Source organism: Flagellimonas sp. L-11 (assembly GCF_056857735.1).
Map to the genome: position 1 here is coordinate 1 of NZ_JBSXNR010000040.1, position 12,813 is coordinate 12,813.

Here is a 12,813-nt window from a genome sequence, read left to right on the forward strand (position 1 = left end):
TCTTCGTAATTTGTGCATAATTGAAGATTAAAAAAACCCCGTTTTTCGAGCTGAAGACTCATTTTCGGGGTTTTGTCATACCTAAATATACGAATTAATTATCTGATAATCAAATAATTACACTACTTCTGAACGTGCCGAGATAATTTGTGCCAATAAAAGAGTCCCGTCTTCGGACAAGTTCAAGCTCAAGTGTTACTGCGAACTCCCGAATCCTAAAAACCTTTTTATTTGAATACCAATTGTGCAATCCTGTTTTTTCCCGCAGCGTATGCCGTCGAGTCGTTTAAGAAACGAAGGGTGTAAAAAGGCGCTTCATTCAATTGCTGCCAGCTTTCGCCCCCATCATGGGAATAGGAAATTCCTGTAAAACCAACAGCCACCAAATCCTTGCCACCAGAATTCGGAACAAACTGCACACAACTTTTATATCCCGGTTCCAGACCGTCGGCAACCAATTGCCAGGTTTTACCGCCATCAACCGTTTTTATTTTATTCGCCCTATTGGATTCTGGTCGGGTGTAATCCCCTCCAATGGCAAATCCAGTGTGTTCATCAAAAAAGTCTATGGAATAAATACCTTGGGTGGGTTCATCCGAAATAACAGGAGTTTCTTGTATCTCCCAAGTCGCTCCTTTATCACCTGAAAAATAGATTCTCCCCTCTGTAGTTCCAATCCAAACTTTATCTCCCTGCACGGCAATATTGCTGTTACTGGCAGCAAAAGCACCTTCGCCCTCAATACCATCAGGCAAGTCGGAACACGATAATTTGTTCCACGAAGCCCCTCCATCTCTTGTAATAATAATAGAAAGGCATCCATTCACCGTATCGCCTACCGCAATACCTTCGGAATCGTTCCAAAAAGTAAGGCTGTCATAAAAAACACCTTCCCCATCTTCCGTATACACCAATTCCATCTTTCCTTGGTCACCTGTTTTGTACAATAAGGCAGGACTTTCCACCGAAAGCATGAAAAAATCACTTGAAGTATGGTCTACGGCCCTAAAATGTGGTTGAATGGAATCAAACATCTGAACATTGGCCATAACCTTGTGCGAATTAACATCAATAGTGCCATAAACTCCATTGCTCCCTGCAAATGCCAATGTTCTACTATCCAAAAAAGTAATCGCCCGTATACTTACGGAGTCTTCAAAAACAGGTGTTATTGCAACAGATTGAAAGGGTTTTTGTTTTGGCTCCCCAGCACAGGAAACCAATACAAGAGCCATTAAAAAGGAAATGATTGACCTCATTGTATTTATTTTCCTCAAAAGTAAGCAGAAATCATACCTTTGCAACCTTATTTTATATGATGCGTTTACACAGAAACTTGGTATTTGCCGTAATTGATGCCCTTCACATGATTTTTAATGAGGGGGAATATGCCGATAAGGTCATAGAAAAAGTATTGCGGTACGATAAACGCTGGGGCGCTCGTGATCGTGGTTTTATTGCCGAGACCACTTATGATATTGTTCGGTGGAAACGTCTGTATTCGGAAATTGCTGAAGTTCACAAACCGTATAGCAAGCCCCATTTGTTCCGATTGTTCGGGGTTTGGTGCGTGCTACGTGGTATCCGAATCCCCGATTGGAAACAATTGGAAGGCACGCCCGAACGTCGTATAAAAGGTAAGTTTGATGAACTGTCCAAAATCCGAAAGTTTAGGGAATCCATTCCCGATTGGATGGACGAACTTGGGGAAAAATCGTTGGGCAATGAGCTTTGGACTAAAGAAATTGCCGCCCAAAACCAACAAGCCGATGTAATTCTGCGAACCAACACACTAAAAGTCCCAAAACCCCAGCTAAAGAATTTTTTGGCCAAGGAGGATATAGCTACGGAATTTATAGAAGGGTATCCCGATGCATTAAAACTGGTGGAACGCAAGAATGTTTTTGTAACCCAAGCCTTTAAAGATGGACTGTTCGAAGTGCAAGATGCCTCTTCCCAATTAGTGGCTCCATTTTTAGAAGTTGAACCGGGACAACGGGTGGTAGATGCCTGTGCCGGTGCCGGAGGCAAAACGCTTCACCTAGCCTCACAAATGCAAAACAAGGGCCAATTGATCGCTTTGGATATTTATGAAAGTAAATTGAAGAAACTTAAAAAAAGAGCCAGAAGGAATGGTGTGCACAACGTGGAAACCAGAGCGATTGATTCTACCAAAGTAATCAAAAAACTATATAATAGCGCAGACCGTTTATTGTTGGATGCGCCCTGTTCAGGATTAGGAGTAATCAAAAGAAACCCAGACTCCAAATGGAAACTGGAGCCCGAGTTTGTGGACCGTATAATGGGGGTGCAGCAAGATATACTCCAGAACTACAGCAAAATGGTAAAAAAAGGCGGACAGATGGTGTATGCTACCTGTTCCATACTTCCACAGGAAAATACAGAGCAAGTCAAAAAGTTTTTGGAATCCGAAAACGGGAAAGACTTTGAGTTTGTAAGAGAACGTAATATTTTTGCTTCAGAAACTGGTTTTGACGGGTTTTATATGGCTTTACTGGCCAAACGATAAAGAAATTATTTCACTTGCTTCTCTAAAATCAGGCTACAACAATCTTAGATTTGGCTACATTATTCCTCTTAATAGAGGACAACTTCGCAGTGTCAATTTATAACAAAAAAATCAAAGAAAATGGACACTAAAAAAGTATGGTTGATCACAGGAGCCTCAAAAGGGCTGGGGTTAACAATGGTAAAAAAGCTACTGGACAATGAATACAGGGTAGCCGCAACTTCAAGGAATATAAGTGCTTTGGAAAGTGCAGTAGGCCAACATATCGATTTCTTGCCCCTTCAAGTGGATTTGATTAGTGAAGAAAGTGTTGAATCTGGTATTTCCAAGGTGTTGGACACATTTGGCCGCATTGATGTGGTAGTGAACAATGCAGGTTATGGCCAAAATGGAACATTGGAAGAGTTGACCGATGAAGAATCACGACAAAACTTTGATGTCAATGTTTTTGGCATGCTGAACGTAATTAGAAAAACCATGCCCCATTTGAGAAAACAACAATCTGGGCATATTTTCAACATTGCCTCTATAGCAGGTATGGTAGCAAACTTTCCTGGGTTTGGTATATACTGCGCTACAAAATTTGCCGTAGTTGGGCTCTCGGAAGCACTTTCAGCGGAAGCAAAACTATTTGGAATAAATGCCACGGTAGTATATCCCGGATATTTCCGTACCGAGTTTTTGTCCGATGAATCCCTGCGCTTAGCTAAAAACAAAATGGATGTTTATGCCCCAGCCCGTGAGTCAGAACGCTTGCACAAGGAAGAAATTGCCGGAAATCAACCAGGTGATCCTAAAAAAGCCGCAGAGGTAATAATTGAGGTTGCCGAAAGCAAAAACCCTACCCTACACTTGTTCTTGGGCAGCGACTCGTATGCTATGGCACAAGATAAATTGAAATCCTTGGAAACCATTTTGGAAAGTAACAAGGTGTTGAGTCATTCCACAGACTTTAAAAATTAATCTTTAATTTCAAATGGGGTGAGGGGCTTTCCCTCTCTCCATTAACCAATAAGTATATGCACACATTCAATACACTCAGCGAATTCCATAAGTTTTGCGACCTCCCTAAACCCGAGCACCCCTTGGTGAGCCTTATAGATTATAGCCAAGTGGAATACAAAACCACCGAAAGTGAAATCCATTGGATGCAAAACTTTTATTCTATTGGGTTGAAACGGGACATTCAAGCCAAAGTCCGATACGGCCAGCAGGAATATGATTTTGATGAAGGGTTACTGACTTTTATTGGCCCAAAACAGGTTCTTCAGTTTGAATTATTACCTTCCAAAATAAAAGCCTCGGGATGGTTATTGCTCATACATCCTGATTTTTTATGGCATACCCCATTGGCAAGAACCATCAAGAATTATGATTTTTTTGGTTATGCCATCAATGAGGCTCTTTTTCTATCCGAGAAGGAAGAAAAGACCATCACCGAAATATTGTTGAACATTCAACAAGAGTATCAATGCAACATTGACAAATTCAGTCAGAACATCATTATTGCCCAAATCGAATTATTGCTCAATTATGCAGAACGGTATTACCAAAGACAGTTCATCACAAGAAAAATCAACAATAACGAGATATTAGTTCGGCTAGAGGAGCTCCTTAACACGTATTTCGATGGTGAGGAGGTCATCAACAAGGGAATTCCTACAGTCCAATATGTAGCAAGCACATTGAATGTATCCTCAAACTATTTAAGCGGTCTTCTCAAGGTGTTGACCGGACAAACCACCCAACAGCACATTCATGAAAAATTGATAGAGGAAGCCAAAGAGAAATTGTCAACCACAAAACTTTCAGTAAGTGAAATTGCTTTTACCCTCGGGTTTGAGCATTCCCAATCCTTTAGCAAACTCTTTAAAAGTAAAACAAAGCAATCACCAATGGCCTTCCGCACCTCTTTCAATTGAACACCGCTACATCGAGCGCCCGTCCCTACCATAATGACGGGACAGGCGAGATGTTGTATTCGAGAAAATTCGTGTCATTCGTGTCAAACAAGCTATGGATTAGGAATGATACGATGAAAAAGGTCTAAAACTGTCATTCCGCACTTGATGCGGAATCCAAACCCAATTGGATGGGATGCTGAAACCGGTTCAGCATGACGCTTAAAAATGAAACTTTGTCACATCGAGCGAAGTCGAGATAGGTTTAAGTTCTGAACTCCGCTCAGACTGACATATCGAATTATTCCTTCACCGTTGGATATTCTACCCCTAACTGCTCCAAATAGCTATCGTATTTGGTTTCATCATAATAATACTTCTCCAAGGCTGGCCTAAACATATCCTGCTTGTCCTTGTTCAAGAACGTTGGTGGCATATCATCTGCAGAAATCATGGGCTCGTACTTGGTTTCCTTGGTCTGTTCATTATTGAAGTAGTCCCAAGCCTGGGTCAACAATTCAGGTTTTAACAAGAAATCCATAATGGTCATAGCTTCTGCTTTTGCGCCCGCTGTAGCCCCTTTGTGCGCAATCGGGGTCGCCATAGCAATGGCATTGGCCCAGTGATGCCCTGGTAGTCCTGGGATGTTGGACGGAAAACGCATGGTTACCGTAGGTACTTTCCAAGAAATATCTCCAATATCGTCAGAACCTCCACTCACAGGTTCCAAAACAGGAAGTCCTAATTCGGACAATTCTGTGGGCAATCCTTCTATTCTTTTGGATTTCATTTCCGTTTGCACGGCCTTGGCCAGCTTTTGGTCTGCATCCGACCATGTAGGTAGACCAATTTCTTTGATATTTTCATACATGGTCTCTGCAATCACCTTGTTAAAGTGTCTTGGCCATGCGGTACCCAACACACGGGAAGTCATTTTGGTTCCTGTCATCATTGCAGCGCCTTTGGCAATATCGTTGGCCTCTGCATACATTTCCATAATACCTTCGTAGGTAACGTCCCTAAAATAGAACCAAATAGCAGCTTTGGATGGCACTACATTGGGCTGGTCCCCGGCATCGGTAAAAATGGAATGGGAACGCTTCAGCGGGTGAAGGTGTTCTCTCTTGTAATTCCATCCCACATTCATAAGTTCCGCGGCATCCAAGGCACTACGTCCCCTCCAAGGTGCTCCGGCGGAATGTGCCGCTTCACCTTCAAACATATATTCCACAGAAATAAGGCCAGTTCCCCGAGTAGGACCCCATGAAACGCTCAGGTTACTGCTCACATGGGTAAAAATGCACATATCAATATCATCAAAAAGGCCATCTCTTACATACCAGGCTTTGGCTGCAACCAATTCCTCGGCAATTCCTGGCCAAAGAATCAATGTTCCTCCAATGCCTTCTTTCTCCATCACTTCTTTAACAGCTAATGCAGAAGTAATATTTAACGGTATTCCTGCATTATGGCCTTCTCCATGTCCTGGCGCTCCTTCCACAATAGGTTTATGATATGCTACGCCAGGATACTGTGATGCTTTGGGAATACAATCCACATCACTCCCTAAAGCAATAACGGGACCTTCCCCATTACTCCATGTTGCAAACCATGATGTTGGAATATTGGAAACAGAATGTTCAACGGTAAAACCGTTATCTTCCAAAATGCCAGTAAGGTATTTAGAACTTTCCTCTTCTTGGAATCCCAGTTCGGCAAAACTGAAAATTTTGTCCACCATTACCTGTGTCTGCTTTTTATTGGCTTCCACTAAGGCTTCTACTTCGGCCTTGAATTTTTTAATTTGACTTTTTGAGTATTTTTTTTGTGCAATCGAAGAAGTTACTCCTGTAAAAAGCATAATCCCGCACAATAGGATGTTGGTAGTTTTCATAAGGTTGGTTTTGAGTTAGCTATATTTCTTCCAAGATAGGAAAAGTTGCTTAATTTACTATGCCCAAAGGCATTTGACCTACCTTTTTTTTGTGAATTGACAAAATCATTCAACAGAATTTTAAGCAAAACCAGAATGAGCCCACAAAAAATATAAAGCTGTTTGCCCTACCTTTGTTTATCAGGTATAAAAATCCAATCAAAACATGTTCCTTACAATATTTCTTATTAGGTGCCTAAAAAATTAATCCAATTCCAACTCCAATCATCCATGAACACCTCAATCAAAATAAGGAGCACAATTAGAAATACAATTACAAGTGCTTGATTCCTATAATTTGTTCTTTTTTACCATTCCATCCAAGTGATTGTTTAAAACTCCACCAAATATATATGAATGCTCTCCACACAATCTGGTGAATTGAAGGATGCCCCTCTACAATTGACAAATACACTATCAACATTGTTTAGTTAACAAAACACCTTTTCAGTAGGATGAATTACGTTCCAAAATCGTAAATTTGCACTTTCTTAAACCGTTCAACGCAAAGATTGTATGATCCATTTTTTTGGGGACAAGGCGACCAAGGTTTTTGCCGTCCAATCCGCTCAGGAAATCACTCAGGAAAACATTAATAAACTGACATGGTTGTTTGGCAACCAGCCTAAGATTGAAGCGGCGTCTATCGACGCCTTTTTTGTTGGGCCACGTGCTGCCATGATTACGCCTTGGAGCACAAACGCTACCGAAATCACCCAAAATATGGGCATCACTGGGATTATCCGTATTGAGGAATTCCACGCAGTTACGGAAAATTTCACCTATTTTGACCCCATGCTGTCCCAAAAGTACAGCGCGTTGGGACAAGATATTTTTACCATCAATATTGTCCCAGAAGCTATCCAAGAGATTGATAACATTGCTGCGTACAACCAAAAAGAAGGTCTGGCCCTTAGCGATGAAGAGGTTGAATATTTGGAAGAACTTTCCAAAAAGTTGAATCGTAAGTTGACGGATTCCGAAGTGTTTGGTTTCAGTCAGGTGAATTCAGAGCATTGCAGACACAAAATTTTTAATGGAACTTTTGTGATTGATGGCAAGGAAATGCCCTCTTCCCTATTCAAATTGATCAAAAAAACATCCGAGGCCAATCCAAACGATATTGTTTCTGCCTATAAGGACAATGTTGCCTTTATAAAAGGGCCTAAAGCGGTTCAGTTTGCTCCCAAAAGTGCGGATAAGCCCGACTTTTATGAAGAAAAAGAGATTGATTCCGTGCTATCCCTAAAAGCGGAAACCCACAACTTCCCAACCACTGTGGAGCCGTTCAACGGAGCCGCTACGGGTTCTGGTGGAGAAATCAGGGACCGTTTGGCAGGTGGAAAAGGATCCTTGCCTTTGGCAGGAACCGCTGTGTATATGACCTCCTACTCGCGATTGGAAGACCCGTTCGACTCCGCTCAGGGCAGGCCGTGGGAAAAAGGAATGAAAGAACGGGATTGGCTATATCAAACGCCAATGGATATTTTGATAAAAGCATCCAATGGAGCATCTGATTTTGGAAATAAATTCGGTCAACCTTTAATTGCCGGCTCAGTTCTCACCTTTGAACATGAGGAAGAAGCACGAAAACTTGGCTTCGACAAGGTGATTATGATGGCCGGAGGTATTGGTTATGGTAAAACCGACCAAGCTTTGAAAGATACGCCCAAGAAAGGAGACAGAATAGTTGTTCTAGGTGGGGACAACTACCGCATTGGGATGGGAGGTGCTGCCGTATCCAGTGCAGATACTGGTGAATTTAGCTCCGCAATTGAACTGAATGCCGTGCAGCGTTCCAACCCAGAAATGCAGAAAAGAGCTTCAAACGCCGTACGTGGTCTGTTTGAAAGTCATGACAACCCTATTGTTTCCATTCACGATCACGGAGCAGGTGGACACTTGAACTGTCTGTCTGAATTGGTTGAAGAAACGGGTGGAACTATTGATACGGATAAGCTACCCTTAGGAGACCCTACGCTTTCCAAAAAAGAATTAATAGGAAATGAATCCCAAGAACGTATGGGATTAATTATCGGTGAAAAGGATTTGGATTTGTTGAACCGTGTTTCGGCACGTGAGCGTTCACCCATGTACAACGTAGGGGAAGTCACAGGCGACCACACCTTTAAATTCACTTCGGGTAAAACTGGTGAAACCCCAATGAACCTGGAGCTTTCCGATATGTTCGGAAGTTCTCCCAAAACTATTATGGCCGACAAAACGGCCCAGCAGAAATATCCTGCCCTTTCGTATTCTTTGGAGCATTTCCACGATTATTTAGAGCAAGTGCTGCAATTGGAAGCCGTGGCCTGCAAGGATTGGTTGACCAACAAGGTGGACCGTTGTGTTGGCGGACGCGTTGCAAAGCAACAGTGTGCTGGCATATTGCAATTGCCTTTGAACAACTGTGGTGTAATGGCACTCGATTTTAAAGGAAAAGAAGGTATTGCCACCAGTATTGGCCACTCCCCCATTTCGGCTTTGATTGACCCTGTTGCCGGTAGTAGAAACAGCGTAGCGGAATCGTTGACCAACATTGTTTGGGCACCGTTGAAAGATGGTTTGAAATCCGTGTCACTCTCCGCAAACTGGATGTGGCCTTGTAGAAATGAAGGAGAGGATGCCCGTTTGTACAAAGCCGTGGAGTCTTTGTCGGAGTTTGCTATAGATTTGGGCATCAATGTGCCCACGGGAAAGGATTCACTTTCCATGAAACAAAAATATAAGGACGGTGAAGTATTGTCACCTGGAACCGTAATTATTTCAGCAGCTGCCAATTGCAACAATATCAACCAAGTAGTGGAGCCAGTTTTGCAAAAAGATGGTGGGGGTATCTATTACATCAACATATCTAAGGATACTCACAAGTTAGGTGGTTCTTCCTTTGCTCAAATCTTGAATGGTATTGGGGACGAAGCTCCTTCTGTTTTGGACGCTGAGTACCTTAAAACTGTTTTCAACACATTGCAGGAACTCATCAAGAACAATCAAATTTTGGCCGGACATGATGTAGCTTCAGGTGGTTTGATTACGACCCTTTTGGAACTCTGCTTCGCAGACAACGATTTGGGTGCCAAATTGGATTTATCAGTGTTGGGCGAACAGGATATCATCAAATTACTGTTCTCTGAAAATATTGGGGTGGTGTTCCAAGCCAAGGATGCCTCTGTAGAAAAAGTGATGACAGCATCAGGTGTCAATTTTGCCAAAATTGGTACTCCAACATCAGAAAACACCTTGGAAATCAAAAACAACGGTATTCAAATTGGTTTGAACATCAAATCTCTGCGTGATATTTGGTTCAAAACATCCTATCTATTGGACAACATACAGACCGCAAATGGTTTGGCCAAAGACCGATATGACAACTACACGAAACAACCGTTGCACTATATTTTCCCTAAAAATTTTGACGGGAAACTGTCACCGCGAGCGCAGTCGAGAGGTTATGATAGACCAAAAGCAGCCATTTTACGCGAAAAGGGAAGCAATTCCGAACGTGAAATGGCCAATGCCATGTACTTGGCTGGTTTTGATGTAAAAGATGTACACATGACCGACCTTATTACAGGCAGGGAAACCTTGGAGGACATACAGTTTATCGGTGCCGTTGGTGGTTTCTCCAATTCCGATGTTTTGGGAAGTGCCAAAGGATGGGCCGGAGCCTTTAAGTACAACGAAAAAGCCAACAAAGCCTTAAAAGATTTCTTTGCCAGACCAGACACTTTATCCGTAGGGATTTGTAATGGTTGCCAATTGTTCATGGAGTTGGACCTCATCAACCCAGAACATGAAACTCACGGAAGATTGACCTATAACGACTCCAACAAGCACGAGAGTAATTTTACTTCGGTTAAAATTCAAGAGAACAATTCTGTGATGCTTTCCAACATGGCAGGAACCACGCTCGGGGTTTGGATAAGTCATGGTGAAGGCAAATTTAGTCTTCCACATACCGAGGACCAATATCATATTGTGGCCAAATACGGTTACGAGAGCTATCCGGCCAATCCAAACGGAAGTGATTTCAATACAGCCATGCTTTGCGATAAAACAGGTCGACATTTAGTGACCATGCCGCATATAGAGCGTTCTACGTTCCCTTGGAACTGGGCGCACTATCCAAAGAATAGAACCGATGAAGTGTCGCCTTGGCTACAGGCATTTGTGAATGCACGGGAATGGTTGGAAAATTTGGAAGATTAGTATAATTCACCCTGCTTGGAGGTTATTATTTGGGGATTTTTCAAAATTTACCTTATCTAATTGTTAAATCTGTTTCACTGTTAAGGTCTGATTTGCTAATTTGCAATCGCTTAACATATAACTAACTATGCAGACGGTTACCCGATTATTTGATTTCCCATACTATCAACTTGAAAAATACCCCATAGAAAAATCATTGGTCACCAAAAGTGACGGTAAATGGATAGCTACATCCACACAACAGTACATTGACAAAGCCAATGCCGTGAGCAGGGCCTTACTTCGTATGGGCGTTAAGCCTAACGACAAAATTGCTGTGATTTCCATGACCAACCGCACGGAATGGAATATTGTTGATATTGGAATTCTTCAAATTGGAGCACAGAACGTACCCATTTACCCTACCATTTCCGAAGAAGATTACGAGTATGTCCTGAACCACTCCGAAGCAAAATATTGTTTTGTTTCTTGTAGTGAGGTATTGGAAAAGGTCTTGTCTATAAGCTCAAAAATTGACAAGCTGGAAGAAATTTATTCCTTTGATGAACTGGATAATTGCAAAAACTGGAGAGAGGTCTTGGAATTTGGAGCCGATACATCCAACCAAGACAAGGTCGAAAAGTTAAAAGATGCCGTAAAACCTGATGACTTAGCTACCCTTATATACACCTCTGGCACTACTGGTAGACCAAAAGGGGTTATGCTATCTCACAACAATATAGTTTCCAACGTGGTCGATAGCCAAGTTAGGGTTCCTTTTGAAACGGGTGGAACTGCCCTGAGTTTTTTGCCTGTCTGCCACATTTTTGAACGTATGATTCTTTACCTCTACCAATATTGTGGTGTAGAAATTTATTTTGCGGAAGGGCTGGACAAAATCAGTGATAACGTGAAAGAGGTGAAACCCCATGTCATGAGTGTTGTTCCTCGATTGCTTGAAAAAGTCTATGACGCCATTATTGCCAAGGGAGCTGCACTCACAGGAATCAAAAAGAAACTCTTTTTCTGGGCTGTGGAAGTAGGACTCAAATTTGAGCCTTACGGAGCAAACGGCTGGTGGTACGAGAAAAAACTTGGGCTTGCCCGTAAATTGATATTTAGCAAATGGAAAGAAGGTCTCGGCGGCAATCTATCTGTGATGGTTTCCGGCAGTGCCGCACTTCAGCCAAGGCTTGCCAGGATTTTTGCCGCAGCAGATATGCCCGTAATGGAAGGATACGGACTTACAGAGACTTCGCCCGTAATTGCAGTTAACGACCAACGAAACAAAGGGTGGAAAATTGGCACTGTTGGGAAAATGATTGATAACGTAGAAGTGAAAATTGCCGAGGACGGGGAAATTCTTTGTAAAGGCCCCAATGTAATGATGGGCTACTACAAAGACCCGGAAAAAACCGCAGAAGTAATGACAGGGGCTTATTTCCATACCGGGGATATTGGAGAAGTGGATGCAGAGGGCTTTTTGCGCATTACCGACCGTAAAAAAGAGATGTTCAAAACCTCTGGCGGAAAATACGTGGCGCCACAATTATTGGAAAACCGTTTTAAACAATCCCGATTTATAGAACAAATCATGGTTGTGGGCGAAGGTGAAAAAATGCCGGCAGCCTTGATTCAGCCCAATTTTGAATTTGTAAAGGAATGGGCAAAACGACATAATATTGACTTGGAATCAAATGATGAATTGGTCAAAAACGAAAAGGTAATCGCCCGTATGCAGGAAGAAGTGGATTGGGCTAACCAAGAGTTCGCCAAATGGGAAAAAGTGAAACAGTTTAGACTTACCCCAGATGTTTGGAGTGTGGAAGATGGCCACCTCACCCCCACCATGAAATTGAAACGGAAGCCGGTAAAGGAAATGTACCTAGATCTGTACAATGATATCTACGGGCACTAAGCCAATGTTCAATTTACAATGAGTAATTGGCAATGACCCATAATCTGTCATCATTCCGAGCTGTCATCCTGAGCGCAGTCGAAGGAGCAGTCGAGAAATCTCATGTAATTGGAAATGAACAATTAGTTGTATTCAAAATTTGATTGTCATTCTGATTGTCCCAATAGTTATTGAAGAATTTATTAACTTTGAGTTAAAGCAAAAAGAGGCTGTCTAAAAAGGCAGTCTCTTTTTTTTGTTTAAAACTGAAAGGGATCGTAACTTTAGTTATGAGCCGAAAAGTAGTATGGAAGACCAATGACCAGGACCAGTTGAGCCTTCTTCCACCCAGTTATGATGACCT

Annotated in this window: 7 protein-coding genes; 5 read left to right on the forward strand and 2 right to left on the reverse strand. The window is 42.2% G+C overall.

Translation table 11 applies throughout. From position 1 onward, the window contains the following. Positions 1–227: 227 nt before the first annotated feature. A complete protein-coding gene (locus tag AC13CC_RS06160) occupies positions 228–1,259 on the reverse strand; it encodes a WD40/YVTN/BNR-like repeat-containing protein (protein ID WP_326279709.1) in 1,032 nt (343 codons plus the stop codon). 59 nt (positions 1,260–1,318) lie between these two features. Between AC13CC_RS06160 and AC13CC_RS06165 the strand changes: the two genes are divergently transcribed. The 3 genes from AC13CC_RS06165 (at position 1,319) to AC13CC_RS06175 (ending at position 4,452) form a co-directional block, all read left to right on the forward strand. After that, positions 1,319–2,530 (forward strand): RsmB/NOP family class I SAM-dependent RNA methyltransferase, encoded by a 1,212-nt coding sequence (locus AC13CC_RS06165; RefSeq protein ID WP_326279786.1) that lies wholly within the window; start codon positions 1,319–1,321, stop codon positions 2,528–2,530. A gap of 120 nt (positions 2,531–2,650) precedes the next feature. Next, a complete protein-coding gene (locus tag AC13CC_RS06170) occupies positions 2,651–3,493 on the forward strand; it encodes an SDR family NAD(P)-dependent oxidoreductase (protein ID WP_326279707.1) in 843 nt (280 codons plus the stop codon). 56 nt (positions 3,494–3,549) lie between these two features. Beyond that, on the forward strand, positions 3,550–4,452 hold the full coding sequence (locus AC13CC_RS06175) for a helix-turn-helix domain-containing protein (RefSeq protein WP_326279705.1): 903 nt from the start codon (positions 3,550–3,552) through the stop codon (positions 4,450–4,452). Between the two features lie 280 nt (positions 4,453–4,732). Here AC13CC_RS06175 and AC13CC_RS06180 read toward each other — a convergent pair whose 3' ends face one another. Then, positions 4,733–6,325, reverse strand: coding sequence for a zinc-binding metallopeptidase family protein (locus AC13CC_RS06180; protein ID WP_326279703.1), 1,593 nt, complete (start codon positions 6,323–6,325; stop codon positions 4,733–4,735). A gap of 555 nt (positions 6,326–6,880) precedes the next feature. Between AC13CC_RS06180 and purL the strand changes: the two genes are divergently transcribed. Both purL and AC13CC_RS06190 read left to right on the forward strand, forming a co-directional pair. After that, positions 6,881–10,573, forward strand: coding sequence for a phosphoribosylformylglycinamidine synthase (gene purL / locus AC13CC_RS06185; protein ID WP_326279702.1), 3,693 nt, complete (start codon positions 6,881–6,883; stop codon positions 10,571–10,573). A gap of 127 nt (positions 10,574–10,700) precedes the next feature. Then, the gene (locus AC13CC_RS06190) at positions 10,701–12,470 is read left to right on the forward strand and encodes an AMP-dependent synthetase/ligase (protein WP_326279700.1); all 1,770 of its coding nucleotides are present in this window, start codon (positions 10,701–10,703) and stop codon (positions 12,468–12,470) included. Positions 12,471–12,813: the final 343 nt, after the last annotated feature.

Coding starts and splice junctions, on each gene's coding strand:
- AC13CC_RS06160 (WP_326279709.1), bottom strand. CDS start 1,259: ATGAGGTCAATCATTTCCTTTTTAATGGCTCTTGTATTGGTTTCCTGT.
- AC13CC_RS06165 (WP_326279786.1), top strand. CDS start 1,319: ATGCGTTTACACAGAAACTTGGTATTTGCCGTAATTGATGCCCTTCAC.
- AC13CC_RS06170 (WP_326279707.1), top strand. CDS start 2,651: ATGGACACTAAAAAAGTATGGTTGATCACAGGAGCCTCAAAAGGGCTG.
- AC13CC_RS06175 (WP_326279705.1), top strand. CDS start 3,550: ATGCACACATTCAATACACTCAGCGAATTCCATAAGTTTTGCGACCTC.
- AC13CC_RS06180 (WP_326279703.1), bottom strand. CDS start 6,325: ATGAAAACTACCAACATCCTATTGTGCGGGATTATGCTTTTTACAGGA.
- purL (WP_326279702.1), top strand. CDS start 6,881: ATGATCCATTTTTTTGGGGACAAGGCGACCAAGGTTTTTGCCGTCCAA.
- AC13CC_RS06190 (WP_326279700.1), top strand. CDS start 10,701: ATGCAGACGGTTACCCGATTATTTGATTTCCCATACTATCAACTTGAA.